The sequence below is a fragment of the Amycolatopsis sp. MtRt-6 genome (assembly GCF_017308975.1).
In the GTDB taxonomy this organism is placed as follows: Bacteria; Actinomycetota; Actinomycetes; order Mycobacteriales; family Pseudonocardiaceae; genus Amycolatopsis.
Genome location: NZ_JADWPD010000037.1, coordinates 61,413 through 86,568, shown reverse-complemented (window position 1 = coordinate 86,568; position 25,156 = coordinate 61,413). Strand labels below are relative to the sequence as shown.

General features: G+C 70.6%; 27 protein-coding genes. 16 read left to right on the top strand and 11 right to left on the bottom strand.

The genetic code is table 11. The features are described 5' to 3' along the window. The first annotated feature begins 109 nt into the window (after positions 1-109). The 5 genes from I4Q55_RS41705 (at position 110) to I4Q55_RS41685 (ending at position 3,086) form a co-directional block, all read left to right on the top strand. Complete coding sequence (locus tag I4Q55_RS41705) at positions 110-388, top strand: GMC oxidoreductase (protein ID WP_206796085.1); 279 nt, start codon at positions 110-112, stop codon at positions 386-388. A gap of 213 nt (positions 389-601) precedes the next feature. Further along, complete coding sequence (locus I4Q55_RS41700; RefSeq protein ID WP_206796084.1) at positions 602-1,831, top strand: HNH endonuclease signature motif containing protein; 1,230 nt, start codon at positions 602-604, stop codon at positions 1,829-1,831. Positions 1,832-1,898: 67 nt separating this feature from the next. Next, positions 1,899-2,123, top strand: a complete 225-nt coding sequence (locus tag I4Q55_RS41695; RefSeq protein WP_206796083.1) for a hypothetical protein — start codon at positions 1,899-1,901, stop codon at positions 2,121-2,123. A gap of 97 nt (positions 2,124-2,220) precedes the next feature. Next, positions 2,221-2,583, top strand: a complete 363-nt coding sequence (locus I4Q55_RS41690) for a metalloregulator ArsR/SmtB family transcription factor (protein WP_307793452.1) — start codon at positions 2,221-2,223, stop codon at positions 2,581-2,583. Next, complete coding sequence (locus tag I4Q55_RS41685; RefSeq protein ID WP_206796081.1) at positions 2,580-3,086, top strand: SRPBCC family protein; 507 nt, start codon at positions 2,580-2,582, stop codon at positions 3,084-3,086. The genes I4Q55_RS41690 and I4Q55_RS41685 overlap by 4 nt, the downstream gene beginning before the upstream one ends. Positions 3,087-3,293: 207 nt before the next feature. On the opposite strand, the gene I4Q55_RS41680 is transcribed toward I4Q55_RS41685, so the two are convergent. Further along, the gene (locus tag I4Q55_RS41680; protein ID WP_206796113.1) at positions 3,294-5,318 is read right to left on the bottom strand and encodes a heavy metal translocating P-type ATPase; all 2,025 of its coding nucleotides are present in this window, start codon (positions 5,316-5,318) and stop codon (positions 3,294-3,296) included. A 52-nt stretch (positions 5,319-5,370) separates the two neighbouring features. On the opposite strand from I4Q55_RS41680, the gene I4Q55_RS41675 reads away from it, so the two are divergent. Next, positions 5,371-5,733, top strand: coding sequence for a metalloregulator ArsR/SmtB family transcription factor (locus tag I4Q55_RS41675; protein WP_206796080.1), 363 nt, complete (start codon positions 5,371-5,373; stop codon positions 5,731-5,733). Positions 5,734-5,886: 153 nt separating this feature from the next. Continuing rightward, a complete protein-coding gene (locus I4Q55_RS41670) occupies positions 5,887-7,134 on the top strand; it encodes a prolyl oligopeptidase family serine peptidase (RefSeq protein WP_206796078.1) in 1,248 nt (415 codons plus the stop codon). Between the two features lie 3 nt (positions 7,135-7,137). Here the strand turns inward: I4Q55_RS41670 and I4Q55_RS41665 are convergent, their stop codons facing one another. Continuing rightward, entirely contained in the window at positions 7,138-8,172 is a 1,035-nt protein-coding gene (locus I4Q55_RS41665) for a LacI family DNA-binding transcriptional regulator (RefSeq protein ID WP_206796076.1), read from the bottom strand. 178 nt (positions 8,173-8,350) lie between these two features. Between I4Q55_RS41665 and I4Q55_RS41660 the strand changes: the two genes are divergently transcribed. From I4Q55_RS41660 to I4Q55_RS41640, 5 genes are read left to right on the top strand one after another with little or no spacing between them, the layout of a single operon-like run. Beyond that, complete coding sequence (locus I4Q55_RS41660; protein WP_206796074.1) at positions 8,351-9,649, top strand: ABC transporter substrate-binding protein; 1,299 nt, start codon at positions 8,351-8,353, stop codon at positions 9,647-9,649. 33 nt (positions 9,650-9,682) lie between these two features. Next, entirely contained in the window at positions 9,683-10,627 is a 945-nt protein-coding gene (locus I4Q55_RS41655) for a carbohydrate ABC transporter permease (protein WP_206796072.1), read from the top strand. Positions 10,628-10,637: 10 nt separating this feature from the next. Next, the gene (locus I4Q55_RS41650) at positions 10,638-11,498 is read left to right on the top strand and encodes a carbohydrate ABC transporter permease (protein WP_374194537.1); all 861 of its coding nucleotides are present in this window, start codon (positions 10,638-10,640) and stop codon (positions 11,496-11,498) included. Positions 11,499-11,532: 34 nt separating this feature from the next. Beyond that, positions 11,533-13,170, top strand: coding sequence for a hypothetical protein (locus I4Q55_RS41645; RefSeq protein ID WP_206796069.1), 1,638 nt, complete (start codon positions 11,533-11,535; stop codon positions 13,168-13,170). Between the two features lie 37 nt (positions 13,171-13,207). Continuing rightward, positions 13,208-14,698, top strand: coding sequence for an alpha-N-arabinofuranosidase (locus I4Q55_RS41640; protein ID WP_206796068.1), 1,491 nt, complete (start codon positions 13,208-13,210; stop codon positions 14,696-14,698). Positions 14,699-14,707: 9 nt separating this feature from the next. On the opposite strand, the gene I4Q55_RS41635 is transcribed toward I4Q55_RS41640, so the two are convergent. The 7 genes from I4Q55_RS41635 to I4Q55_RS41605 are packed head-to-tail and all read right to left on the bottom strand — an operon-like array spanning position 14,708 to position 20,299. After that, a complete protein-coding gene (locus tag I4Q55_RS41635; RefSeq protein ID WP_206796067.1) occupies positions 14,708-15,271 on the bottom strand; it encodes a TetR/AcrR family transcriptional regulator in 564 nt (187 codons plus the stop codon). Positions 15,272-15,308: 37 nt separating this feature from the next. Further along, positions 15,309-16,253: a PDR/VanB family oxidoreductase gene (locus I4Q55_RS41630; protein ID WP_206796066.1), complete on the bottom strand. Its 945-nt coding sequence runs from the start codon at positions 16,251-16,253 to the stop codon at positions 15,309-15,311. Continuing rightward, complete coding sequence (locus I4Q55_RS41625; protein ID WP_206796065.1) at positions 16,250-16,987, bottom strand: SDR family NAD(P)-dependent oxidoreductase; 738 nt, start codon at positions 16,985-16,987, stop codon at positions 16,250-16,252. The genes I4Q55_RS41630 and I4Q55_RS41625 overlap by 4 nt, the downstream gene beginning before the upstream one ends. After that, positions 16,984-17,490, bottom strand: a complete 507-nt coding sequence (locus I4Q55_RS41620; protein ID WP_206796063.1) for an aromatic-ring-hydroxylating dioxygenase subunit beta — start codon at positions 17,488-17,490, stop codon at positions 16,984-16,986. The genes I4Q55_RS41625 and I4Q55_RS41620 overlap by 4 nt, the downstream gene beginning before the upstream one ends. After that, positions 17,483-18,766 carry a Rieske 2Fe-2S domain-containing protein gene (locus I4Q55_RS41615; RefSeq protein ID WP_206796061.1) on the bottom strand — a complete coding sequence of 428 codons (1,284 nt, stop codon included), beginning with the start codon at positions 18,764-18,766 and terminating at the stop codon, positions 17,483-17,485. Before I4Q55_RS41615 ends, I4Q55_RS41620 begins: the two co-directional genes overlap by 8 nt. A 16-nt stretch (positions 18,767-18,782) precedes the next feature. After that, positions 18,783-19,148: a hypothetical protein gene (locus I4Q55_RS41610; RefSeq protein ID WP_206796059.1), complete on the bottom strand. Its 366-nt coding sequence runs from the start codon at positions 19,146-19,148 to the stop codon at positions 18,783-18,785. Positions 19,149-19,174: 26 nt separating this feature from the next. Then, positions 19,175-20,299, bottom strand: coding sequence for an acyl-CoA dehydrogenase family protein (locus I4Q55_RS41605; RefSeq protein ID WP_206796058.1), 1,125 nt, complete (start codon positions 20,297-20,299; stop codon positions 19,175-19,177). Between the two features lie 134 nt (positions 20,300-20,433). On the opposite strand from I4Q55_RS41605, the gene I4Q55_RS41600 reads away from it, so the two are divergent. From I4Q55_RS41600 to I4Q55_RS41585, 4 genes are all read left to right on the top strand, one after another. After that, a complete protein-coding gene (locus I4Q55_RS41600; RefSeq protein ID WP_206796057.1) occupies positions 20,434-21,933 on the top strand; it encodes an ATP-binding protein in 1,500 nt (499 codons plus the stop codon). Positions 21,934-22,011: 78 nt separating this feature from the next. Next, complete coding sequence (locus tag I4Q55_RS41595; protein WP_206796056.1) at positions 22,012-22,527, top strand: flavin reductase; 516 nt, start codon at positions 22,012-22,014, stop codon at positions 22,525-22,527. Next, entirely contained in the window at positions 22,524-22,772 is a 249-nt protein-coding gene (locus I4Q55_RS41590) for a hypothetical protein (protein ID WP_206796055.1), read from the top strand. Before I4Q55_RS41595 ends, I4Q55_RS41590 begins: the two co-directional genes overlap by 4 nt. Next, complete coding sequence (locus I4Q55_RS41585) at positions 22,769-23,965, top strand: amidase (RefSeq protein WP_242547695.1); 1,197 nt, start codon at positions 22,769-22,771, stop codon at positions 23,963-23,965. The genes I4Q55_RS41590 and I4Q55_RS41585 overlap by 4 nt, the downstream gene beginning before the upstream one ends. A 30-nt stretch (positions 23,966-23,995) precedes the next feature. Here I4Q55_RS41585 and I4Q55_RS41580 read toward each other — a convergent pair whose 3' ends face one another. Together I4Q55_RS41580 and I4Q55_RS41575 are read right to left on the bottom strand one after the other, a co-directional pair. Continuing rightward, positions 23,996-24,610 carry a response regulator transcription factor gene (locus I4Q55_RS41580; protein ID WP_206796053.1) on the bottom strand — a complete coding sequence of 205 codons (615 nt, stop codon included), beginning with the start codon at positions 24,608-24,610 and terminating at the stop codon, positions 23,996-23,998. Then, positions 24,607-25,155 carry a nuclear transport factor 2 family protein gene (locus I4Q55_RS41575; RefSeq protein ID WP_206796052.1) on the bottom strand — a complete coding sequence of 183 codons (549 nt, stop codon included), beginning with the start codon at positions 25,153-25,155 and terminating at the stop codon, positions 24,607-24,609. Before I4Q55_RS41575 ends, I4Q55_RS41580 begins: the two co-directional genes overlap by 4 nt. Between the last annotated feature and the right edge of the window lies 1 nt (position 25,156).

Below are 25,156 nucleotides of genomic sequence, written 5' to 3'. Positions count from 1 at the left end.
CGCGGCCGGACGATCCGGATCACCGCCCGCCAGTTCGTCGTCGCGGCGGGCGCGGTCAACTCGGCGGAGCGTGAATCCACTTCGGACCAATCCGACGAAGTGGCAGGAGATGCTGGGGATCAACGACTTCTACGAGAGCTCTCCGTATCTGCTGGGCACGCAGCGGATGGGGATCGAGACGAACTCGCACATGTGCGGTACGGCTGTTGCCGGGGTTGATGCGGCGGAGAGCGTACTGGATCCGTTGTGCCGCAGTCACGACGTTGGCAACCTGTGGCTGGTGGACGCGTCGTTCTTTCCCTCGTCGGCCGCGCTCAACCCGGCGTTGACCATTGGGGCCAATGCGCTGCGGATCGCGCCGTCGATTGCTGCCGCTGCGGTGCCTTGACGTCCTGGCTGGGTTTCAGGCACGGCTTCGCCGTGGCGTGGGAAATCGGCGTTCCAGGGGTTGGGTCGCGTTGTTGGTCGGCAGCGCCGATTCCCCACGCTTCGGTTGCCCTGCCGTGGTTTTCGGTGTTCTCGGGTGCGGACAGCGGCTTTACCTTTTGTTCCCACCGTATCGAGTGATGACCCTGTGTTCGATCGCCGGTAGCTTGGAGACATGACCAACGACGCGGCTCTCTCCTCCGAGGCGGTGGCTCTCGCCGACCGCATCGGCGAGCTGGTCGCGCGCATACGGTCTGCTGAGGCCGAACTTGGTGCGGTGCTGGTGGAAATCGAGCAGCGCGGGGTGATGGAGCTGTTCGGCTACCGGTCCGCTGCCCGACTGTTGGAGCATTTGGCCGATGTGCCGAAGCCGGCTACGGAACGGTTGATCAAACGCGCCCGCCTGGTGAATCCGGGCCGCAACCTTGACGGCAGCCCGATCCCTGCCTTGGCTCCCTCGACCGGTGCCGCGGCTCGGGCGGGGCGGTTGAGCAACCCGATGATCGACGTGATCACCTCTGTCCTGGCCCAGGTTCCGCCCGAGCACTGCGCGAGTGCCGAGACCAACCTGCTGACCTTCGCCGAGGAGGCCGGGCACAAGCAGGTCGCTGCCCTCGGCGTCCGCATCCTCGCCCACCTGGTTCCCGACGGCCCCGCACCCGACGACACCGAACCCACCGCCCCGACCCGGGAGCTGTTCCTCCGCCACAAAAGAACCGGGATCTGGGAACTCAGCGGCCGGTTCGATGACGAGACCGGCACCCGCGCCCACGCCTTGTTGGATGCTTTGGCGGGGCGTCGTACCGGGGATGAGGGTCCTGACTTCCGCACCACCCCGCAGCGCTATGGCGATGCGTTCTCCGACGCCGTCGACCTGGCCTTGAATTCTCCGGAGTTGCCGATGCAGGCCGGGGAACGGGCCCACGTCATGGTCGCGGTGTCATTGGAGGACCTGAAGTCCGGAGTTGGCAAGGCCACCCTCGGCGACACCGGCACCATGACCGCGGCCGAAGCGCGGGTGCATGCCTGCGACGCCATGATCATCCCCGCGGTCCTGGGCGCCAAGAGCGAACCGCTGAACCTCGGCCGCCTCCGCAGACTGATCTCCGCCGGGCTGCGCCGGGCGTTGTTCCTCCGGGACCGGGGTTGTGCGTTCCCGGGCTGTCATCGGCCACCCCGGCACTGTCAAGGTCACCACATCCGGCACTGGGCAGATGGTGGCCCCACCGATCTCACCAACCTGGTGCTGATGTGTGCTCATCACCATCGGTTGCTGCACCGTTCGGGTTGGGAAGTCCGCATCGCCGTTGACGGGTTACCGGAGTTCCTGCCACCGGTGTTCATCGACCGGCGCCGAAAGCCAAGGCGCAACAACCTCCACGAACCACTCCCATTCACAGCCTGAACACGGGACAGGCCCGCAGCCCCACGGCTACGGGCCCACACCCACGAGCACACCAGCCCGGACTCCGGTGCCAGGTTCACCCCAAGCCCAGCTGGCGTTGTCGGGCGTGTCGACGGCCCAAAGACGGCACCTGATCGACGAGATCCGCTGGCGGGTCCGCACCGCGGCTCCGTGGCGGGGCGTGCCCATGTTCGCGCCGTTGCCGCCGGTCGGTGAGGTGGCGCGGCCGGCATCGCCGAGCAACGTGACGGCCCCGCAGGTCCGGCTGACCACCCTCCATCACGGACAGTGAAGCCGCCCGCGGGTGGCGGGGCCGGGCGCCCAGCGCACGTGGTCGGCCACCTCGCCCGGGCCTTCCTAACGCGTAACCGATGTGTTACGCTTTTGCAGTGGACGAGGTGGCCGGCGCGATCGCGGACCCCGTGCGACGGGAAATTCTGGTGATGCTGCGGGACGGGCGGATGTCCGCCGGAGAGATCGCCGGGCACTTCGTGATCAGCAGGCCTGCCGTGAGCCGTCACTTGCGTGTCCTCAGGCAGAGCGGGCTGATTCGTGACGAACTTGTCGGCAGGCAACGGTTCTACGTACTCGACGTCGAGCAGTTCGCCGAGCTCGCCACGTGGCTCACCCAGTTCCTCCGGCCTTCCGGCTGGGAGCATCGCCTCGACGCGCTGACCACGGAGATCTACCGCACCCGCCGCGAACGCCGCACTCACCGCGCGGCCAACCAAGGAGAGGGCAACACGGCATGAACCGCCTACCCACCGGCCGGCTGTTCCACACCGGCACCGGAAGCGATCTCGTCCTGAGCCGGACGTTCCGGGCACCCGCCGAAGATGTCTGGGCCAGTCTCACCGAACCCGAGCGCACCACCCGCTGGTTCGGGCCCTGGGAAGGTGACGCCGCACCCGGCCGGACGATCAAGGTGCAGATGGCGTTCGAGGACGAGGCTCCGTGGTGCGATCTGCGCATCGACGCGTGTGAGCCGCCCCGGCGGCTGGCCGTGTCGATGACCGACGAAGCCGGGGCCTGGCGCATGGAACTGCTGTTGTCCGAGGCGAACGGTTCGACGGAACTGCGGCTCGTGCACCATCTCGACACCGAGGACGGAATCGGCGAGGTCGGGCCCGGCTGGGAGTACTACCTCGACATGCTCACAGCCGCCCGTGACGGCTCACCCCAACCGAGCTTCGACGACTACTACCCCGCGATGAAAACCTACTTCGACGAGTTGTCCGCCCAGCCCGGCACCTGACCACACACATCCAAAGCAGATTCCTGACGGCGAAGGCGGCAGCCGGCGAGCACCACCTCACGCTGCTGGGGCCGGGCAGCAGCGGGCTGTCCGGCCCCAGCAGTGCGCCGGGCTCCTCCCCCGGCCCCTCGGCGAACACCGAGCCGACCAGGAGCCCGGTTCCAGGCGGAGTTCCACGCCCGGCCCGCGGCACCGAGGCGTCCGACGTCAGCCCGGTTGTCCGGCGCGGATCGCGCGGTGCCAGGCGGCTCGGCGGAGCAGCCGCAGGCCGTTGAGGCCGACGATGACGGTGGAGCCTTCGTGTCCGGCCACGCCCAGCGGCAACGGCAGCGTGCCGATGAGGTCCCAGAGCACGAGACCGGCGATGAAGGTGCCCGCGATGACCAGGTTGGCGACCACGACCCGGCGGGCGCGGCGGGACAAGGCGATAACGGCGGGGATGGTGGCCAGGTCGTCGCGGACCACGATGGCGTCGGCGGTCTGCAGGGTGAGGTCGGAACCCGCCCCGCCCATGGCGATCCCGGTGTGTGCCGCGGCCAACGCGGGCGCGTCGTTGATGCCGTCACCGACCACCGCGACCCGCTGTCCGCCGGCTTCGAGGTCGCGGACGGCGGTGACCTTGTCCTCGGGCAGCAGCCCGGCCCGGACGCCGGCGATGCCGACCTGCTGTGCGAGCCGGGCCGCGGCGGTGGCGTTGTCGCCGGTGAGCAGCACCGGTGCGGCACCGGTCAACCGGGTCACCGCGGCGACGACCGGGGCGGCTTCGGGCCGCACCTGGTCGGCCAAGCCCAGCACACCGACCGGGCGCCGCTCGCACAGCACGACGACGGCGGTGTGCCCACGCTGCTGGAGCGCCTCGGCAGCCGCGATGGCCTCGGTGGCCTCCGCGTCCGAAGTGGACAGCAGGGACGCGGGTGAACCGACTTCGACGAAGTGGTCTCCGACCCGGGCGGACACGCCTCGGCCGGGTCGGGCGCTGAACTCGTCGGCCGTGGGCAGGCCGAGGTCGCGGCGGCGGGCGGCGCGCACGATCGCGGCGGCCAGCGGATGCTCGCTGGGGTGTTCGGCGGCGGCGGCCAGCCGCAGCAGCTGCTCCTCGGTGCAACCACCTGCCCGCAGGGCGTGGATCTCGGTGAGCTCGGGGGTGCCGCGGGTGAGGGTGCCGGTCTTGTCGAACGCGACCCGCGTGGTGGCCCCGAGTTGTTCCATCACGACGGCGGACTTCACGAGCACGCCGTGGCGACCGGCGTTGGCGATCGCCGCCAGAAGCGGCGGCATCGTGGCCAGCACCACCGCGCACGGCGAGGCGACGATCATGAACGTCATCGCCCGCAGCAGCGACTCCTGCACCGGCTCGCCGAACAACAACGGGATGACGAACACGGCGATGGTGGCCGCGACCATGCCGACCGAATAACGCTGCTCGATCTTCTCGACGAACAGCTGGGTCTTGGCCTTGGTCCGGCCGGCCTCCTCGACCAGGGCCGCGATCCGCGCCACCACGGAGTCCCCGGCGCGGCGGTCCACCCGCACGCGCAGCGACCCGGTGCCGTTCAGCGTGCCGGCGAACACCTCGTCGCCCGTGGTCTTGTCCACCGGCAGCGGTTCCCCGGTGATCGTGGCCTGATCCACCTCGCTCGCCCCGGCCACCACCGCGCCGTCGGCGGCGATCCGCTCCCCCGGCCGGACCAGGATCACGTCCCCGACATCCAGGTCGGCGGCTCGCACGCTCCGCTCGTCGCCGTCGGGGGTGAGGCGGGTCGCGGTCTCCGGGGCCAGCTCCAGCAGCCCGCGCACCGCGTCCTCGGTCCGCGCGGTGGCCAGCGCCTCCACCGCGCCGGAAGTGGCGAAGATGACGATCAGCAGCCCGCCGTCCATCACCTGCCCGATCGCCGCCGCCCCGATCGCGGCGGCCACCATCAGCAGATCCACGTCCAGGGTCTTCTCCCGCAGCGCCTTCAGCCCCGCCAGGCCCGGCTCCCACCCACCGGTCGCGTAGCAGGCCAGGTACAGCGCCCACCACGCCCATGACGGCCCGCCCAGCACCTGGACGACGAGCCCGGCCAGGAACAGCACCAGTGCCGCGGCGGCCCAGCGCATCTCGGGCAGCGCGAGCCACCGGGTCCGCCGGGGCGGCGCGGCAGCCGGTTGCGGCGGGGCCGGACGGGCCGGCGTGGCAGTGGACGAAGCCACGAGCACCTCCAGGACGGAACGAGCAGACCGCTCGACCATAACAGAACACATGAAGACGTCTTCATGTGTATGGGGAGGTATGCTTCCCGCCATGGGACACGGGGTCGAGGGCCGCGGCCGGCCGGCCGGCCGGCTGGATGCCGAAGCCGCCGCTCACGTGGCGACCACGCTGCAGGCCCTCGCCACCCCGAGCAGGCTGCTGATCCTCACCGAACTGCGGCAGGGCCCCAGACCGGTCACCGAACTGGCCGAAGCGGTCGGGCTGGAACAGTCGGCGGTCTCCCACCAGCTCCGCCTGCTGCGCAACCTCGGGCTGGTCACCGGCACCCGCTCCGGCCGCAGCATCGTCTACAGCCTCTACGACAACCACGTCGCCCAGCTCCTCGACGAGGCCATCTACCACAGCGAACACCTCCGGCTGGGCCTGGCCGACCGGCCCGGCTCGGCCGGCTGACCGCCGCGCCGCGCCGGCCGGCTCACCCGCTGGTCCCATGCCCGAATTCGGCAATCGCGAATTCCGGGCAGAAAAACGCGCTCGAGTGATCGAGAAATAAGACGGCGTTCACCGGAATAGCATGGGAAGTCGTGAGCTACGAAAGGGGTTCGCATGGACAAGGTCTTCAGCCGCCGAAATGTGCTGGTCACCGGCGCGGGCCTGACCGCAGGACTCGCCTTGCCGGGGGTTGCTCTCGCCACCGGCGACGACCGTCTCGAGGTAAATTTCACCCTCGACGCGGAGACGCTCGACGGCGGGGAACAGGTCACCTCGATCACCCTCTACACTTCCCGGCTCGGGCCGATCGATCCCGCGAGCCTGACCACCGGCACCTTCCGCGTGCACGCGAAGGCCACCAGCCCGATCGACACCGGCGGCCAGGATGTCGGCTACGACCTCGACCGGCCCGTGACGGCCGCGCGGCTCGATCGCCGCGGGGACATCGTGCTCGAACTGAGCCACGGCGAAGGCCAGACCGGCGGCGGCACCCTCGGCTACCTCGACAGCAGGAGGCGCAACGTCCGGCTCGATCTCCGCTACACCATCACGCAGACCGCGCCCGTTCGGCCGCGGTACGGCCGGCCGGTCACCTTCACCCGGTTCACGCAAGGCCGGCTGGCCAATCCCGAGGTCGACGCCTTCGGCTACCACACCTCCCGCGCCGGGATGAAGTACCGGCTGTACTCCCCCACGGCAGTCCGCGGCCGGCGTCCCTTGATCGTCTGGCTCCACGGTGGTGGCGAAGGCGCTTCCCTGCCGGACGGCTACTACGACAACGAAACCACGTTGCGCGCCAACCGCGGCGCCCTCGGTTTCGCCACCCGGGAAGCACAGGCGATCTTCGACGGCGCTTACGTGGTGGCCCCGCAGAGCACGTCCGCCTGGATGGACGACGGTCCCCGCTTCGCCCCGCTCATCCGCGAAATCATCCGTGAGGTGCACCGCTCGCGGCCGGTCGACCCCGGACGCGTCTACGTCGCCGGCTGCAGCAACGGCGGCTACATGACCCTGAAGATGACGACGACCTACCCGGCCACGTTCGCCGCGTCGGTCCCGGTCTGCGGCGTCGTCACCGCCCGGAAGGCCGGCGATCCGCCGCTGCTGCCCGACGCCGAACTGGCCGCGATCAGCACCCCGACCTGGCTGGTCACCTCCCGCGACGACGACACGGTGGACCCGGTGGCCAACACCGTCCACGCGCACGAGCTGATCCCCCGCTCGGCGATGACGCTCTACGACCAGGTCGTCTGGAACGGCCACCGGTTCCCCGGCCACTGGTCGTGGATCTACGTCGCCCGCAACGACCCGGCCATCGGGAGCACCCACCTCTGGCAGTGGATGGCCCGGAACCGCCGGTGAGCTTCAGGCCGGGCCGGTGGAGTCGCGGACGTTGAGGGTCGTCGCCAGCTCGAGGTGCCGGGAGGCGGGCTGGACACCGCCCGCCATGCCGAGGACGGTCTCGACGGCCATCCGGCCCATCCCGGCGAGCGGCTGCCCGACCGAGGTCAGCCGCGGCGTGGTCCACTGTGCCTGCGGGGTGTCGTCGAACCCGGTGACCGACAGCTCCGCCGGCACGGCGATGCCGAGTTCGCGGGCGGCGGCGAGCACGCCGACGGCGATCTCGTCGTTGCCCGCGACGATCGCCGTGGGCCGCTCGGCGAGCGCCAGCATCTCACGGCCGTGCCGGAGCCCCGCTTCGACGGAGAACGCGTCGTGGCGGATCAGCGCGCGCTCCAGCGTGAGGCCGGCCGCGTGCAGCGCGGCCTGGTACCCGTGGAAGCGTTCCGCCGACGGTGCGGAGCCGAGCGGACCGCCGATCCAGCCGATCCGGCGGTGGCCGAGCCCGATGACGTGCTCGGTCGCCGAGCGGCCGCCCGCCCAGTTGGTCGAGCCGATGCTCACCACCCGGGAGTCGGTCGTGTCGATCGGGTCGATGGTCACCACCGGCAGCTCCGCCTCTTCCGCGGCGACGAGCACCGAGTCGGGCACGGCGACGGCGAGCGCGACGACACCGGCGACCCCGGACGCCTGCAGCTCCGCGACCCACGCCCGGGCCGCGGTGCCGGTCGTGCCGGTCCAGTCCGGGGGCGGCAGGCGCAGGAGCAGCTCGGCCTGCGCCGCGGTCGCGGCGACGAGGATGCCCTGGAGTACCGTCCCGGCGTAGCGCGACTCCACGATGTCGAGCACGGTGACGAGCGTGCGTTCCCGCTGCAGGTCCCGCCGGGCCGTCGTCGGCTTGTAGCCGAGTTCGGCGATCGCCGCGAGGACGAGGTCGCGGGTGCCCGGCCCGACGTCGCTGCGTCCGTTGAGGGCCTTCGAGGCAGTCGCCGGCGAGACACCGGCCAGCCGGGCGACATCCGCCAGGGTGGCCCGCTCGGACCGCGATCGCCCGCTCATCAGAACTCCGTCCCGTCGAAACTTTTTCGAACCCCGGTCAGCGTACACAGCCGCCGCCTCTGCACTACGTACCGCCCTGTCGGCGCCTTGACGACGTGGGAAAGCGCCGAGTAGCTTGCCACCTGCGTCCGAAAAAGATGCGAAAACATTTCGAGTCATCTCAAGGAGGAGGCGGCTCATGAAGGTCCCCACGAAAGCCAGGTTCCTGGCCGCGACGCTCGTGCCGATGCTCGTCCTGGCCGCCTGCTCGAGCGGCGGACCGACGGGCGGCGGCGAAGGCCCGGTGAACCTCACGGTGTGGAGCTGGGACGACACCGTCGCGAAGACCGTGCCCGGGTTCGAAGCGGCCAACCCCGGCATCAAGGTCAAGGTGGTCAACGCCGGCTCGTCGTTCGACGAGTACACCGCGCTCGACAACGCGATCCAGGCCGGTTCGGGGGTGCCCGACCTCGCCATGTTCGAGTACTTCGCGCTGCCCTACTTCGCCATTCCCGGCAAGCTCGAAGACCTCGGCGGGCTCGGTGCCGCGAACCTCAAGAAGGACTACGTCGAGGCCGCGTGGAACGACGTGACGGTCGAAGGCAAGGTCTTCGCGCTGCCTTCCGACTACGGTCCCTCGGTCCTGTTCTACAACCAGGCCACCTTCGCGAAGGCCGGCATGCAGCAGCCGCCGGCCACGTGGGACGAGTACTACGAGGCCGCCAAGAAGATCCGCGCGCTCGGCGGCGACCACTACATCGCCCAGGACACCGGGGATCTCTTCTTCCTGCTCTCGCTCATCTGGCAGGCCGGGGGCCGCCCGTTCCGGGTGGACGGGACCAAGGTGCACATCGACTTCACCCAGCCCGCCACCACGAAAGCCGTGGCGTTCTGGCAGAAGATGCTCGACGAGGGCCTGCTCAACACCAAGGTCACGGCGTGGTCCGACGACTGGAACCGCACGCTCAACGACGGCAGCCTCGCCTCGCAGACCATGGGCGGGTGGCTGACCTCGTCCCTGCCGCAGCGCGCGCCCCAGGCCGCCGGTCAGTTCAAGGTCGCGTTGATGCCGCAGTGGCAGGCGGGCGAGAAGGTCGGGGCCGAGAACGGCGGCAGCGGCTTCGGAATCCCGGCTGCCTCCGGGAACAAGGAGGCGGCGTTCAAGTTCCTCGAGTACTTCACGCACGGCGGCGGCCTCGCGGCGCGCGTCGACGCCGGCGCCTTCGTGCCGAACACGGCGGTGCTCGCCTCGGAGACCCCGGGCAAGGTCGACCAGTACTTCGGCGGCCAGAAGGTCGGTCCGGTACTGGCCGAAGCCTCGAAGATCGTCGCGACCGGCTGGCAGTACCCGCCGTTCTTCGAATGGGCCCGGCAGACCTACACCGACATCGTCGCGCCGCTCTACACCTCGGGCACGGGCTCGCTGGCCGGAGTCCTCGAGGAATGGAAGAAACGCATGATCGCCTACGGCAACGAGCAGGGCTTCCAGGTGGACTGACGGCTTCCCCGGACCGAAAGGAGCACCGCGGACATGGGCCCCTCCTCCGCCACCACCGCGGCCGTGGTGCCGCGGGAAACGACACGGCACCGGACGCCGGCCCGGAAACGCGGCAAGAAGCAGATCGGGCTGCTGTTCATCGCGCCCTTCGCGCTGTTGTTCACGCTCGTGTACGTCATCCCGGTCATCTACGCCGCGTTCCTCAGCCTCTTCCAGCGGAAGCTCGTCGGCGGCACCCGGTTCACCGGCATCGCCAACTACACCAAGCTGTTCCGGGACGCGCAGTTCTGGGACGGCGTGGGCCGGGTCCTGGGCTTCACGCTCGTCCAGGTGCCGCTCATGCTGATCTTCGCCATGGCCCTCGCGCTGGCGCTGGACTCCCGGCGGCTGCACGGGACGCGGTTCCTGCGGGTGTCGATCTTCCTCCCGTACGCGGTGCCGGCCGTCGTGTCCACCCTGATGTGGGGATTCCTGCTGGGCGTCAAGTACGGCCTGTTCGGCAGCCTCAACGAGGCGCTGGGCACGGACCTGGACCCCTTCACGCCGGGCACCACGCTCATCTCCATCGGGGTGATGGTCACCTGGGCGTTCACCGGCTTCAACATGCTCATCTTCCACGCGGTGCTCAAGGCCGTCCCCCGCGAGCTGTACGAGGCCGCCGCGCTCGACGGGGCGAACGAGTACCAGGTGGTGTGGCGGATCAAGCTGCCCGCGCTGCGCCGGTCGGTGGTCATCGCGGTCATCTTCTCGATCATCGGCACGTTCCAGATCTTCAACGAGCCGCAGATCCTGCCGTCCATGGTGGCCAACAGCGGGATCACCACCCACTACACCCCCAACCTCTACGCGTACCACCTGGCGTTCACCGGATCCCAGCAGGGCTACGCGGCCGCGCTCGCGCTCGTCATGGCCGCGCTGACGATCGCGGTCGCCTACGTCGTCCAGATCAGAGGACTCAGGAATGCCTTCGACACCTAGGACCCGGCGGTTGCCCACCGTCGACAACCCCAAGAAGAGCGTGACCCTGACCGCCGTGACGTGGTTGTTCGCCCTGTACTGCCTGCTGCCGCTGGTGTGGCTGGTCGTCAACGCGACGAAGTCGCAGGCCGACTTCGTCTCCACGTTCGGGCTCGCGCCCGGCGGCCGGTTCGCCCTGTGGGACAACATCACCGCTGTCTTCGGTTACCAGGACGGGATCTTCGTCCGCTGGCTGCTCAACACCGTGCTCTACGTCGTCGTCGGCGCGGTGGTCTCGACCTTCCTGGCGGCCCTGGGCGGGTACGCGCTGGCGAAACTCCACTTCCGCGGCAAGCGCCTGCTCCTGTTCGTCATCCTGGGGTCGATCGCGGTGCCCGGCATCGCGCTGGCGATCCCGCAGTTCCTGCTGTTCGCGAAGCTCGGCCTCACCAACACCCCGTGGGCCGTGCTGGTCCCGAGCTTCGTCAACCCGTTCGGGTTGTACCTGATGTGGGTGTTCGCGGCGGAAGCCGTGCCGACGGACCTGCTCGAAGCCGCGAAGGTCGACGGCGCCGGCGAGTTCCGGACCTTCGTGCGGATCGCGCTCCCGATGCTCGCCCCGGCGAGCGTGACGGTCCTGCTCTTTTCGTTCGTCTCGATCTGGAACAACTACTTCCTGCCGTTGATCATGCTGAAGGATCCCGCCTGGTATCCGCTGACCATCGGCCTCAACGAGTGGAACAAGCTGGGCTCGACGGCCGGGACCGGCGCGCTCATCCAGAACCTCGTGATCGCCGCCGCGTTGCTGACGATCGTCCCGCTGATCATCGCGTTCCTGAGCCTGCAGCGGTACTGGCAGTCGGGCGTGGCGCTCGGCGCGGTCAAGGGCTAGCACGTCCCCGACTTCGAGAAAGAAAAGTGAGGCCATGACCAACGACCTTCCGCCCGGCCCCCACTACCGGATCGACGGTGACGTGCCCGAAGAGACCGCGTTCCCGCACGTCTGGGCGGAGTGCGTCGGCGCCGGCCGGGCGAACGAGGCGCTGCGGGCGGACTGGCAGCGGCAGTTCGGCGAGGTCGTCGACGCCTGCGGGTTCCGCTACCTCCGGTTCCACGGCCTCTTCCACGACGACATGTTCGTGTACCGGGAAAGCTACGGTCACGGCTTCGGCCGCAACACACCGCTGCCCGAGCCGGTGTACACCTTCAGCTACGTGGACAAGGTGTTCGACTTCATCCTGGAGACCGGCGCCCGTCCGTTCGTCGAGCTCGGTTTCATGCCGCGCGAGCTGGCGACCGCGACCGAGACGGTGTTCTGGTGGGGCGCGCACTGCAGCCCGCCCAAGGACATGGCGCGCTGGGTCGAGCTGGTCACGCGGGCCGTCGAGCATTGGATCGACCGGTACGGGCTCGCGGAAGTGCGCGAATGGCGGTTCGAGGTGTGGAACGAGCCGAACCTGGTCCCGCACTTCTGGACCGGGACGAAGACGGAGTACTTCGAACTCTACGAGCAGACCGTGACGGCGATCCGGAAGATCGACGCCGGGCTGAAGGTGGGTGGGCCCGCGACGAGCGTCTTCGTGCCCGACGAACGCTACTCCGGCGAATCCGAAGACCGCTCGGCGATGCACGCGACCGCCAGTGCGTCCGATGTGGACTATCTCGACTGGCGGCCGGTGTGGGTGGAGGACTTCATCGACTGGTGCGCCAAGCGCGAGCTGCCCGTCGACTTCATCTCGACGCACCTGTACCCGACCGATTTCGCCTACGGTGCCGACGGCGAGGCCGTCCACATCGCCCGGTACGCCGACGCCACGTTCGACGACCTGACCCTGCTGCGCGACCTCGTGGCGAACAGCGCGTACCCGGACGCGGAGATCCACATCACCGAGTGGTCGACGTCGCCGTCGGCCCGCGACTTCATCCACGACACGCTCTTCGCGGCGACGTACATCACGCGGGCGTACCTGAAGTGCGCCACGCTCGCCGACTCGATCTCCTACTGGACCTTCACCGACGTGTTCGAAGAGGGCGGCGCCGGGCTGGGGCCGTTCCACGGCGGCTTCGGTCTCGTGAACGAAAACGGCATCCCCAAGCCGACGTTCCACGCGTTCCGGATGCTCGAGCGGCTCGGCGACCGGCTGCTCCTCGCGACGGCCGACGGCGTGGTGACCCGGGACAGCCGGACCTCGGCCGTGTCGGCGCTGTTCTTCAACTACCCGGACGAGATGGCCGGGAAGTCCGTCGGCTCGGCCGGCTCGTACGCGGCCACCCGCTCACTGGCCGACCGGGGGCCGGCCCGGCGGGTCCGGCACTCGGTCGGCGGGCTGGCGCCCGGAACCCCCTTCCTGGCCGAGGTCCTCGACTGGGAGCACGGGAACGTCGCCGAGGCCTGGTACCAGCTCGGTTCCCCGCTCAACCTGTCCCGCGCGCAGAGCGAGTACCTGCGTGGCGTCGCCGGCTCGCTCCGCAGGTTCACCCTCACCGCGTCCACCGGCGGCACGCTCGAGATCGACACCGACCTCCCGCCGTGGGCGGTGCTGTCGGTGCGGCAGGCGGGGTGAGACGTCCGGCGTTCGTCGTCCAGCGGAAGGAAACCCCATGTCCCAGGCCCGGCTCGTCGTCGACCCCGCCTTCGTCGTCGGCGAAACCGACCCGCGGCTGTACGGGTCGTTCGTCGAGCACCTCGGCCGCTGCGTCCACACCGGCATCCACGAGCCGGGCCACCCGACCGCCGACGAGCACGGTTTCCGCGGCGACGTGACGGAGCTCGTCACCGAGCTGGGGGTGCCGATCCTGCGGTACCCGGGCGGGAACTTCGTGTCCGGGTACCGCTGGGAGGACGGCGTCGGCCCCCGGGAGCACCGTCCCACCCGGCTCGACCTGGCGTGGAAATCGGTGGAGAGCAACGCGGTGGGCACCGACGAGTTCTGCGCCTGGGCCCGGCGGGCCGGCGCGGAGCCGATGCTCGCGGTGAACCTCGGCACCCGCGGCGTGGCGGCGGCGGCGAACCTCGTCGAGTACTGCAACCACCCCGGCGGGACGTACTGGTCGGACCTGCGGCGCTCGCACGGGGTGGCCGAACCGCACGCGGTGAAGGTCTGGTGCCTGGGCAACGAAATGGACGGCCCGTGGCAGCTGGGGCACAAGACCGCCGAGGAGTACGCGCGGCTGGCCGCGCGGGCGGCGCAGGCGATGCGGCTGGTGGATCCGGGCATCGAGCTCGTCGCGTGCGGCTCGTCCGGCGCGGGGATGCCGACGTTCCCCGAGTGGGACGCCACCGTGCTCGAACACTGCTACGAGCAGGTCGATTACCTTTCGCTGCACTCCTACAGCCAGGAGCGGGACGGCGATCGTGCGAGCTTCCTGGCCTGCGCGACCGGGATGGACGCCTACCTCGACACGGCCATCGCCACCGCGGACTACGTGCGAGCGAAGGGGCGCCACAAGAAACGCCTCGGCTTCGCCTTCGACGAGTGGAACGTGTGGCACTCGCCGGACCCCGCCGGCGAACGCGCTGTGTTCGAACGAGCGCCGCGCCTGCTCGAAGAGCGGTACACCGTGGTCGACGCCGTCGTGGTCGGCAGCATGCTGATCAGCCTCCTGCGCCACGCCGACCGGGTCCGCATCGCCTGCCTGGCCCAGCTGGTCAACGCGATCGGCGCGATCCGCACCGAGCCGGCCGGTCCCGCCTGGCGGCAGACGATCTTCCACCCGTTCGCCCTGACGAGCCGCTACGGACGCGGCGAGGTGCTGCGGCCGGCGATCACGGCGCCGAGCTACGAGACAGCCGAATTCGGCGAGGTGCCGCTGCTGGACGCGGTGGCGGTCCGCGACGACGAGGGGGTCGTGGTCTTCGCGGTCAACCGCGACCAGCACGCGGCCTTGCCGCTGACCATCGAGCTGCGCGCCTTCCCCCACCTGACCCGGGCCACCCACACCTACCTCGGCGGCGGCGACCCCCTGGCCGCGAACACCGAGGAAGAACCCCACCGGGTCGTGCCCCGAACCGCCGAAAGCCGGCCCCTCGACGGCGGCGAGCCGGCGATCACGCTCCCGCCGCTGTCGTGGAACCTGATCCGCGTCACTTGAGCACGGCCCCTACGCCGACCTGGCCGTGGCGTAGGTTTCGAGCAGTTGGCGCAGGACTTCGACGGCCCGCTCGGTCCGGGTGGTGTCGGCGAAGGCGGTCTGCTGGAAGACCAGGCCGTCGAGCGCGGCGTAGACCAGGTCGGTCAGGTCCGGGTCGTCGAGGCCGTGGCGGGCGAGCTCCTGGTGGGTGGCGACGCGGTAGGACTCGTTGACGCGGCGGATGGTGTCCCGCAGTTCCGGCCGGCGGCGGGCTTCGAGCATCAGCTCGTACTGGAACGCCTGCGCGTCGGGATCGGTCACGACCAGGGACACGAGCCCGCGGGCGAAGCCGTCGAAGCCGGGCAGGTCCGACGTCAGCTCCGTCTCCTTGATGCTGCGCTCGACGCAGTACACCAGTGCCTCTTCGATGAGCGTGGCGCGGTCGCCGAAGTGGTACCGGACGGAGCCGTGCGTGACCCCCGCCTCGGCCGCCACCGCGCGGTAGGTCAGCCCCCGCAGTCCCTGGGCCGCGACGATCCGGACCGTCGCCTCCAGGAGGGCCTGCCGGCCGGATCCGTACGCCACTCCGCTCATCTTGCCAGCGTAACGGCGGGCTGCCGGGCGATGCCGGTCAGTACAGTTCGATCTTCAGCCGTTCACCCAGCGCTCGGGACACGCACAGCGCCATCTGGTCCCCGGCCGCCTTCTCGGCCGCCGAGAGACACTGGTCGCGGTGGTCGGGAACGCCGTCCAGGACCCCGGAGACGCAGGAGCCGCAGATTCCCTCTTCGCAGGACTTGAACACGTCGATGCCGTTCTCGGTCAGCACCGCGAGGATGGACTTGCCGGCGGGGACGTCGAAGACCTCACCGGTGTCGAGCTCGACCGTCAGAGGCTGGTCACCACTGGTGTCGATCCCGGCCGCCACGAAGTGCTCGATGTGGACCCGGTCCTCCCCCACTACCGGCGCGAACACCGCCGAGACCTGCGCCATGAACCCGTCCGGCCCGCAGGTGTAGACGTGACTGGCCGGGGTGAGCCGGGACGTCACCTCCTTGAGCAGCGTGGGGTGTTCGGCGCGGGGCACGCCGATGTGGAGGCGCACCTCCGCCCACTGCTCCAGCAGGTCGGCGAACGCCGCTTCGGCACGCTTCCGGGCGAAGTAGTGCAGTTCGAACACCTCGCCACGCCGGCGCAGCTCGTAGGCCAGGCTCAGCAGCGGCGTGATCCCGATCCCGCCGGCGACGAGGACGTGGCGGTCCGCCCCGCCGGCGAGGCGCAGCAGGTTCCGCGGGGCACCGATCTCCAGCGTGTCCCCCGCCACCACGGTGTGCAGGGCCGCCGAGCCGCCCCGCGATTCCGGTTCGAGCTTGACCGCGACGAGCAACGCCGACAGGTCGTCGGGCGGGCTGCACACCGAGTACTGCCGGAGCACGCCGGTCGGCCCGGTGACGTCGACGTGCGCCCCGGCCTCGAAGGCGCCGAACGGTTCGCCGTCGGCCCGGACCAGGCGCAGGCTCCGGACACCGGCGGCTTCCTCGGTGACTTCCGCGACGCGGACCTCGATGGCCGTCATCGCAGGAACAACCCGCCGTTGGCGTCCCAGCAGGCGCCGGTGACCGACGCGGCCTCCGGGGACACCAGCAGGGCGACCATCCGGGCGATGAACGCCGGGTCGCCGAGCCGGCCCACCGGGATGTTCCGCACGTAGCCCTCGAGGTTCTCCTCGCCGATGAGCGAGCGCACCGCCGGGCTGTCCTGCGGGCCGGGCGAAACGGCGTTCACCGTCACCCCGCGTGGCGCCAGTTCCCGGGCGAACACCTTGGTCGCGGTCAGGATCGCCCCCTTGGACGACGCGTAGTGCCCGCCGGTCGCGGTCCCGCCGTTCTGCCCGGCCAGCGACGCCATGTTGACGATGCGCCCGTAACCCTGCCCGGCGAGGTGGGCGCCGAAGATCTGGCAGGCGGTGAACGTCCCGCCGAAGTTGGTCCTCATGACGGCTTCGAGCTCGCCGGTCGTGATTTCCAGGAGCGGCCGGGCCTGGGTGCGGGCGGCGTTGTTGACCAGGACGTGCACGGCGCCGAAATCGGCCAGCACCGCGGCCAGCAGCCGCTCCAGGGCGGCCCGGTCGCCCACGTCGACCGCGTACCCCGTCGCGGCGTCGCCGAGTTCCTTCGCGAGCGCGTCGGCGGCGGCGCCGTCGAGGTCCGCGATCGCGACGCGGTAGCCGTCGGCGTGCAGGCGGCGCACGATCGCCTCGCCGAGCCCGTTCGCCCCGCCGGTGACGACCGCGACCTGCGCGGCGCTCACAGCAGGAACCCCGCGGCCGGGACGACGTCGTCGCAGTCGACGAGCCGGATCACCTTCTGCACGATCCGGTCCCCCGCGTCCGACAGCCGGATCCGGTGGACGAGATCGCCCGCCCAGATGTCGTGGTGGCCGCGTTTGTAGGCGACGAGGACCTGCGCCGAGCGGACGACGACGTCGGTGTCCGAAACGGACTCGGCGACGAACCGGGACACCGTCCGGACGGTCCGGGCGGCGTCGACCGCGGCGATGGCGTAGCCCTCGGTCATCCGGGCGACGCGCATCCGCCGCATCCGGGCGTCGTCGTAGACCATGTTCAAGGTGCCCGCGAAGTCCTCGGTGGCCGGGTCGACGGGCACGATGTAGAACCCGTCCTCGGCGTAGAGGCCGTTCCAGGTCTCGTAGTTCTTACGATCCAGGAGCTCGGCTTCGCGCCAGATCAGCTCGATTGCCCGCTGCACCCTCGGGTCGGCGGAAACCGGGGTGGCGATGGTTGCCTCAGTCATCGTTCATCATCCGCTTCCACTGCCGGTAGGCCGCGCGCATGCCGGTCTCGTCGGTGACGTGCGAGGTCGGCCAGCCTTCGGGGCTCGTCTTCTCCCGCGCCAGGCCGCGGTTGACCAGGATGGGCATCTCGGGCACGGCCTGGGCGCCGCGCTGGACGCGGTCCCAGCCTTCGGCGTCGTCGGGGGTGCCGAAGCCGAAGGGGCCCTGGAAGTGCTCGTGGATGCGCAGGCGTTCCCGGTTCACCGGGTCGACGATCGCGGCGGGCCCGTCCGGGCCGAGTGCCACGTGTTCGATTTCGGTCTCGCCGACCGAGAGCGGACGCAGCACGCGGAAGAACGAGATGGACATCGACACGTTCGGGAACAGGTTGAGGTTGAAGCCGGTCCCGTGCATGGCCCGGACCAGCTTGCGGACGGCCGTGTCGTCCAGGCCTTGCTGCTTCAGCTCCGCGGCGAGCACGTCGAAGCGGGGCTGGAGCGGCTCGGTGCCGTCGTCGGCGTCGAGGTCGGCGTGGCCGGGCACCATGACGCTCACGCTGTGGCCGTTGCCCAGGTGGTGGGTGATCGCCGCCGGATCGGTCATGAACGACATCATGTCCGCGGTCTCCGCGTCGACCGACGCCATCCAGGAGCGGTGCACGATCGGGAAGTGGTAGCCGTCGGTGGTGTTCTCCAGCTGGATCTTCCAGTTGCCGCGGAACTTGAACCGGTGCCTGCCGAGTACCTTGACCGGGTAGCCGCCACCCTGCTTGAAGAACCGCTCGATCCAGAGCTTGGCGTCGCCGAGGAAGTCGTCCAGGGGCTCGATGTCCTCGGCGAAAGTCGCGAAGATCATGCCGTGGAAGCTCTCGGTGCGCAGCTTGCGCAGCGAAAGGTCCTTCTTGTCCAGCACCCCTTCGTAGCCGTCGGGGTAGGGCACGCCGCGCAGCGTGCCGTCGAGGCCGTAGGACCAGGCGTGGTACGGGCAGGTGAACCCGTTCGCCTGCCCGTACGGCTTCTCGCAGAGGCTCGCGCCGCGGTGCCGGCAGCGGTTGACCATCGTGTGGACGTTCCCCTTGCGGTCCCGGGTCACCACCACCGGGTGCCGGCCGACGAAGGTGGACTTGAACGTCCCGGGCCTGGGCAGCTCGCTGTCGTGGGCGACCCACACCCAGGTCCGTTCGAAGACCTTCGTCAGCTCCTGCTCGAAGATCTCCGGGTCGGTGTACAGGCGGCCGGCGACGCGGTCCTCGCGGACGAGGTCCGCGGGCGCGCTCGCCACGATGTTGTCGGTCATGATCCTCCGTCCGGGGTCAGTCGGGCAGCTCGACGTCTTCGCGCACGGTGAGCGCGCGGCCCATCCGGGCTTCGACCTTGGCGAACCGCCACAGCTTGGCTTCACCGTCACCCACCGGGGTGGTGCGGAAGAGGTTGCAGGCGGCCTTGACGGTCTCCTGGCTGTCGACGTCGGCCAGGATGTAGCAGGTCCACGGCCAGCCGTCCGACGGCCCGACCAGGTGGGAGTCGTCGTCGAAGTCGGCGATGAAGTCCACACCCGGCAACGCCTTCAGACTGTCCATCATGGACACAGTCGCCTGCCACACGTGCCCGGTCGTGATGCCGCCGGCGGGCAGGTCGAAGAAGTTCTGGTTGATGCCGATGCAGAAGAGCGCGCGCATCCGGCCTCCTCGGGGTCGGGTTCTGGTCAGCGGAAGCCGGGGGTCGTGGGCGGCAGTCCCATCAGGACGGCGCCGGCCGCGTCGAAGACCGACGGGCCGAGGAACGCGTGCTGCTTGGGCACCAGCGCGTCGCCGAGCAGGTCCTGCAGCGGGTGTCCGATGTGGATGGGCGCGGTGCCGGAGATCTCGACCAGCCTGGCGACGACGTCGGAAGACACCTTGGCGAGGTGGGCCGAGGCGAGCCGCAGCCGCGCGTTCTGCTCGTCGGTGGCGGGCCGTCCGGCCAGGACGTGCTGCCACACCTCGTCGCTCAGGTCGTAGAACCATGCTCGCGCCGAGCTCAGTTCGGCCTCGGCCCGGGCCACTTCGCCGCGGTAGTAAGGGCGTTCGGCGAGCTTGGGCGCGCCGGTCACCCCGGTGTACCCGCCACCGGCCTCCTTCGCGTAGCCGAGTGCCGCACCGGCGACACCGGCCCCGACCACCGAAAGCACCTGCGAGGCGTAGGCGAGCGCCGGGTAGCGGTAGAGGGGCTCGTCCACGGTGGGCTCGCCGCCCCGGATGAACGTCCATTCGCGCGGGACCTCGACCCCGCGCACCACGAGGTCGAACGAGCCGGTGCCGCGCATGCCGACGACGTCCCAGTCCTGGACGATCTCGCACTGCTCGGGCCGCAGCAGCGCCGTGCGCGGCTTGCCGCCGGTGCCGGAGTCGCCGGCCAGGCCGACACCGAGCACGTCCGCGCCCATGCACCCGCTCGCGAACTTCCAGCGCCCGTCGACGAGGTAACCACGTTCGGTGGGCGCGGCGGCCTGCATGGGGAACAGCCCGCCGGCGAAGACGAGGTCCGGCCCGTCGCGGTAAAGCTCGGCCTGCGTTTCCAGGGGCAGCGCGGCCAGGTAGACCAGCGACGAGCCGAAGCTGGCGACCCAGCCGGTCGAGCCGTCGACCGCGGAGATCCGCTCGACGCGGTCCAGGAACTCGGCGGGCGGCAGCGGCTCGCCGCCGAACTTCGCCGGGGTCGCGGCGCGGTAGAGACCGAGCTGCTTGAGCCGGGCGATGAAGTCCTTCGGCACGTACCGTTGCTCGCGGAACTCCAGCCTCCGCTCGGCGAGTTCGGCGAGCACGCCCGCGAACTCGTTCGTGTGCGCCATCGCGCCTCCTCCTCGTCGCAGCTTCCTCGTCGAAAGTAGGGAGGCGGGCCGGGTGAACGCAATCAGTAGCGCCCACGCCCGGCGTAGGGGATTCCTTCAGCGCGCGGCGGCGTCATCCGGCTTACGCTGGGCCGATGCAGGTGGATCCCCGTGCCCCCGAACTGGTCGCCGGCGACTTCGTCGCGATGATGCACGCCAGCCGGACGTGCGTGCTCGTGCACGACGCGGACACCAAGCGGATCCTGTGGGCCAATCCGGCCGCGAGCGAGCTGCTGGGGTGGAGCGTCAGCGAGCTGCGGCCGCTCAAGGCCAACGACATGAGCAGCTCGGCCCAGCAGTACGACCGCGTCATCGGCCGGGCGCTGCTGCAGGAAGCCGTAGACAAGGGCACCTGCCGGTACGAGTGGCACTACCGCAGCCGGTCGGGCCGGGTGATTCCCACCGACGTCGTCGCGGCCCGCGTCGAGCTGGCCCAGGGGCCGGCGGTCATGGTCCAGTTCCGCGACATCGAACGCGAGCAGGAGATCGAACAGCGGCTGCGGCTGACGACGTCCTACGTCGACGCGCTCGCGCACCACACCGCCACCGTCGCGCTGGTGCTCGACGGCACCGGTCTCGTGCAGTTCGCCACCGACACCGCGCTCGCCCTCCTGGGCGCGGACCCGGCGGACGAGCTCGGGCCGCTGGCGCGCTACGGCACGCTGCGGCTCGGCGGCCGTGCGTCCACATGGGACGAAATACGCGACCGCGCCGACCCGGTCACGGCGGTGCGGCTGGCCGTCCGGGGCGACGCCGATCCGGTGTGGCTGGAGGGCAGCCTGGAGCGGCTGCGGGACGCCGGCGACGCGTGGCTGATGATCCTGCACGACGTGTCGGGGCGCGTGCACGAGGAGGTCCGGCGGGAACGCGAGCTGCAGCGGGAGAACTACCTCGCCCGCTACACCGCGATGGGCGACATGGCGATGGCGATCGCGCACGAGCTCGGCCAGCCCCTCGCCGCGGCCGGGAACTTCCTCGGCGGAGCCACCCGGCACGCCGAGGCCCTGGCGGCCGCGGGCGAGCTGTCGGCGAAGGCGGCCGAGCCGCTCGCCTTCGGGATCGGCAGCGCCGTGCGGCAGATCGACCGCGCCAGCACGATCGTGGGCGCGGTCCGGGCCTTCGTCGGGCACCTCGAGCACGTCCGGCAGGTCACGGAGCTGGGCGAGATTCTCGCCGAGTGCCTGTACTTCGTCCGCCTGCGTGCCGACGCCGCCGGCGTGGAGGTCGTCGTGCGGGAGCACCCGGACCCCGTGCCGGTGCGGTGCGAACGCGTGCTCACCGGGCAGGTGCTGCTGAACCTCTGCTTCAACGCGATCGACGAGCTGGCCGCGTGCCCGCCGGCGGACCGCCGGATGGTGCTGACGACCACGGTCGAGGGCGATGAGGGCGTGCTCACCGTGGACGACCAGGGGCGCGGCCTGCCGCACGACCCGTTCGCCCAGTCGTTCACGGCCAAGGAGCGCGGCAGCGGGATCGGGCTGGCCCTGTCCTACCGGATCATCACCCGCCAGCACGGCCGGATCTGGGCGCAGCGGCGGCCGGAAGGCGGTTCGCGGTTCGGCTTCGCGCTGCCGCTGGCTAGGGGAAACCCTTAGCTCCGGCGGGAGAACTCTCAATATCGGCCTGGTGTGTGCGCGGTTACGGTCGAACCCTGTCCAGCAACGGGAGGAATCGTGACCGAACTGACCCGGACGCAGCGGGACTTCCGCGCCGCGATGGCCAACCTGTCCGCCGCGGTCAACGTGATCACCACCGACGGGCCGTACGGCAAGGCCGGGATGACCGTCAGCGCCGCGTGTTCGGTGACGGACTCGCCGCCGACCATGCTGGTCTGCGTCAGCCGGTCGAGCCGCTCGCACGCGGTGCTCGCCGGGAACGGCCGGATCGCGGTCAACGTCCTCGGCGCGGGCCACGAGGAGCTGGCCCGCCACTTCGCCGGCGCGACGCGGGTGCCCACCGAGGAGCGGTTCGCCGGCGGCCCGTGGGACACCGAGACCCACGGCGTCCCGCTGCTGCTCGGCGCCCCCGCGTCGGTGGTCGGCCGGATCGTGGCCGACCAGGAGCTGGGGTCCCATTCGGTGCTGTTCGTCGAGGTGGAGGCGGTGGCCAGCAGTGCCGAGCACGGGGCGCTCGTCTACTTCCAGCGCCGGTTCCACAGCCTGAGCCGGGAGGAACCGTGCACCGCATGACGCTGACCTGCTACAACGACACCCACGGCTACGGCTGGCGGCACGTGGACCTGTTCGTCCACGACGCCGAGGGCCGGGAGCTGAACTGGGTCCACTGGCAGGTCCCCGGCGACGGGCCGGCCGCCGCGGACGCCGTCACCGCGAGGGTCGAACCCCTGCTGAAACGGACGTCGGAGTGGCGGCACGGCGTCAGCGAGAGCGGGATGGACTACTGGGTCGCCGACGCCGCGTGGGAGGAAGCTTGACCGGCTTGCGCGCGTCCTGGTCCCTGCGGGACGCGACCCCGTTGGCCCGGTCGCGGGCCCGGATCGCCGAGACCGAGTCGCGGCTGCGGGCGTGGGTCGCCCTGGACTTCCCCTCGTCCGGCCGGATTCCCCTGGGCGTCAAGGACATCATCGACGTGGCCGGCTTCCCGACGCGCTGCGGTTCGCCGTTGCGCGCGGACGCCGCGCCCGCGCTCTCCGACGCCGCGATCGTCACGGCCTGGCGCGCGGCGGGGGCCGTCCCGGTCGGCAAGACCGTCACGACCGAGTTCGCCTACTTCTCCCCCGGCCCCACCGACAACCCGAGCGCCCCGGGACACACGCCCGGCGGCTCGTCGAGCGGCTCGGCGGCCGCGGTCGCCGCGGGCCAGGTGCCCTTGGCGCTCGGCTCCCAGACCGCGGGTTCGGTCACGCGGCCCGCGTCGTACTGCGGGGTGGCGTCGCTGGTCATGAGCCACGGCCGGTTCCCGATGGACGGCGTCACCGGGCTCAGCCCGAGCCTCGACAGCCACGGGGTGTTCGCCGCCGGTGTGTCCGACCTGGCCCTGGCCTTTTCCCTGCTCACCGGCTCGCCGGCCACGGCCGCGGCTCGCCCGCCGCGGCTGCTGCGGTGGCGCCCGCCCGTCGAGCCATCGATGGCCGCGGCCATCGGCTTCGCGGCCGCCCGGCTGGCCGCGGCCGGCGCGGCGATCGACGAGTTCCCGGCTTCGGTGGCCGAGTTGACGGCCGCGCACCCGGTGGTGATGGCGTACGAGGCGGCGCGGGAGCGGGCGGCGGAGCTGGCGCAGATCGCCCGGCTGAGCGTCCCCCTCGCCACCCTGCTGCGGGCCGGGCTCGAAACGCCCGAGGCCTCCTATGCTGCGGCGCTGCGGGCAATCCGGGACGCTCGGGACCGGATCGCCCCGCTGCTGGAGCCGTACGACGCGATCCTGGGCCCGGCGGCACTGGGCCCGCCACCGGCCGGCCGCCACGCGACCGGCGACCCGGTGCTCAGCCGCCCGTGGCAGGCGCTGGGCCTGCCGGTGGTCACCGTGCCCGGTCTGTCCACTTCGGAGGGTCTGCCGCTGGGCGTGCAGCTCGTCGGCCGCCGCGGTGGGGAAACCGCGTTGCTCGCCACCGGGTGCTGGGTGGAAAGCGCACTGCAAGCACCCCAATGTGGCGTTGGTTGCGTCTGACGCACCGAACGCCACATTGGGGTGCAATCGCTAGACCTCGACGCGGTGGGCCAGGATGTCGCGCACCAGGGAGCCCAGGCTTTCGGACCCCGTCTTGGCCTTGATCCGCGCCCGGTGGACGTCGATCGTCTTCACGCTCGTGCCCAGCCGGTGGGCGACCACCTGGCTGGGTGCCCCGTCGAGGACGAACCGCAGCACCTCGCGCTCGCGCTGCGTGAGCCCGTCGAGCCGCCGCACGACCTCCTGGCGTGCGGCGTGCGCGGCGAACCGGCGACCTGCCTCGATCTGCTGCTGTTGCACGACTTCGAGGATCTTCTGCGGCTCGTACGGCTTCTCCAGGAAGTTCACCGCGCCGCGGGTCAGTGCCCGCACCGACATCGGGATGTCGCCGTGCGCGGAGCAGAAGACGACCGGCGCGGGGTAGCCGCGGCCGGTCAGCTCCTCCTGCAGCCCGAACCCGCTCATCCCGGGCATCCGGACGTCCACGATGACGACCGCGGGCTCGGCCGGGTCGAACTCCGCGAGAAAGGCGGGAGCGTCCGGGTACGTCAGCGCCTGGATGCCGACGCTGCCCAGCAGGAACGCCAGCGACTGCCGCAGGTCCTCGTCGTCGTCGACGATGTGGACGACCACCTCGCCCGTCATGGCCGGAGCAGCACCGACGCCGCCGGGTAGTCGCTGGCGAAGTGGTCCGGCAGCGGCGCGACGAAGACGTTCTCCGTCCGGGTGCGGGTGATCTTCCAGCGGCCGTCAGGCTCCCTGCGAAAGGCGTTGTTCAGCCGGCTGGAGCGCAGCAGCGACCTGCCGTCGGAGAACAGCCACGGCTGCATGTGGATCCACTGGCCGGTCGCGGTGCCGCCGTCGACGTGGATCTGCTCGGACGTCAGGTAGTGGGCGTTGAGCAGCAGCGCCGGTTCCTGCTTCTCGCCCCAGAACCGCTGGAAGTGCTCGCGGATCGCCTGCTTCCCCGCCGCGCGGCCGAACTGGTTGTCGTAGTACTCCCCGACGCCCTCCCAGACCGCGTCTTCGGTGTAGAGCTCGAGGATCAGCTCGATCCGCTTCGCGTCGTCGGGTACGCCGTACTCGGGGTTCGGCGTGTCGCACAGGAACATGTACCGGGCCTGGACCCGGCGGATCTCGGCTTCGGCCTCCAGTACCTCGACGCGGCGGGTGAGTTCTTCGAGTGTCATG

Coding starts and splice junctions, on each gene's coding strand:
- I4Q55_RS41705 (WP_206796085.1), top strand. CDS start 110: ATGCTGGGGATCAACGACTTCTACGAGAGCTCTCCGTATCTGCTGGGC.
- I4Q55_RS41700 (WP_206796084.1), top strand. CDS start 602: ATGACCAACGACGCGGCTCTCTCCTCCGAGGCGGTGGCTCTCGCCGAC.
- I4Q55_RS41685 (WP_206796081.1), top strand. CDS start 2,580: ATGAACCGCCTACCCACCGGCCGGCTGTTCCACACCGGCACCGGAAGC.
- I4Q55_RS41680 (WP_206796113.1), bottom strand. CDS start 5,318: ATGGTCGAGCGGTCTGCTCGTTCCGTCCTGGAGGTGCTCGTGGCTTCG.
- I4Q55_RS41675 (WP_206796080.1), top strand. CDS start 5,371: ATGGGACACGGGGTCGAGGGCCGCGGCCGGCCGGCCGGCCGGCTGGAT.
- I4Q55_RS41670 (WP_206796078.1), top strand. CDS start 5,887: ATGGACAAGGTCTTCAGCCGCCGAAATGTGCTGGTCACCGGCGCGGGC.
- I4Q55_RS41665 (WP_206796076.1), bottom strand. CDS start 8,172: ATGAGCGGGCGATCGCGGTCCGAGCGGGCCACCCTGGCGGATGTCGCC.
- I4Q55_RS41660 (WP_206796074.1), top strand. CDS start 8,351: ATGAAGGTCCCCACGAAAGCCAGGTTCCTGGCCGCGACGCTCGTGCCG.
- I4Q55_RS41655 (WP_206796072.1), top strand. CDS start 9,683: ATGGGCCCCTCCTCCGCCACCACCGCGGCCGTGGTGCCGCGGGAAACG.
- I4Q55_RS41645 (WP_206796069.1), top strand. CDS start 11,533: ATGACCAACGACCTTCCGCCCGGCCCCCACTACCGGATCGACGGTGAC.
- I4Q55_RS41640 (WP_206796068.1), top strand. CDS start 13,208: ATGTCCCAGGCCCGGCTCGTCGTCGACCCCGCCTTCGTCGTCGGCGAA.
- I4Q55_RS41635 (WP_206796067.1), bottom strand. CDS start 15,271: ATGAGCGGAGTGGCGTACGGATCCGGCCGGCAGGCCCTCCTGGAGGCG.
- I4Q55_RS41630 (WP_206796066.1), bottom strand. CDS start 16,253: ATGACGGCCATCGAGGTCCGCGTCGCGGAAGTCACCGAGGAAGCCGCC.
- I4Q55_RS41620 (WP_206796063.1), bottom strand. CDS start 17,490: ATGACTGAGGCAACCATCGCCACCCCGGTTTCCGCCGACCCGAGGGTG.
- I4Q55_RS41615 (WP_206796061.1), bottom strand. CDS start 18,766: ATGACCGACAACATCGTGGCGAGCGCGCCCGCGGACCTCGTCCGCGAG.
- I4Q55_RS41610 (WP_206796059.1), bottom strand. CDS start 19,148: ATGCGCGCGCTCTTCTGCATCGGCATCAACCAGAACTTCTTCGACCTG.
- I4Q55_RS41605 (WP_206796058.1), bottom strand. CDS start 20,299: ATGGCGCACACGAACGAGTTCGCGGGCGTGCTCGCCGAACTCGCCGAG.
- I4Q55_RS41600 (WP_206796057.1), top strand. CDS start 20,434: ATGCAGGTGGATCCCCGTGCCCCCGAACTGGTCGCCGGCGACTTCGTC.
- I4Q55_RS41590 (WP_206796055.1), top strand. CDS start 22,524: ATGACGCTGACCTGCTACAACGACACCCACGGCTACGGCTGGCGGCAC.
- I4Q55_RS41580 (WP_206796053.1), bottom strand. CDS start 24,610: ATGACGGGCGAGGTGGTCGTCCACATCGTCGACGACGACGAGGACCTG.
- I4Q55_RS41575 (WP_206796052.1), bottom strand. CDS start 25,155: ATGACACTCGAAGAACTCACCCGCCGCGTCGAGGTACTGGAGGCCGAA.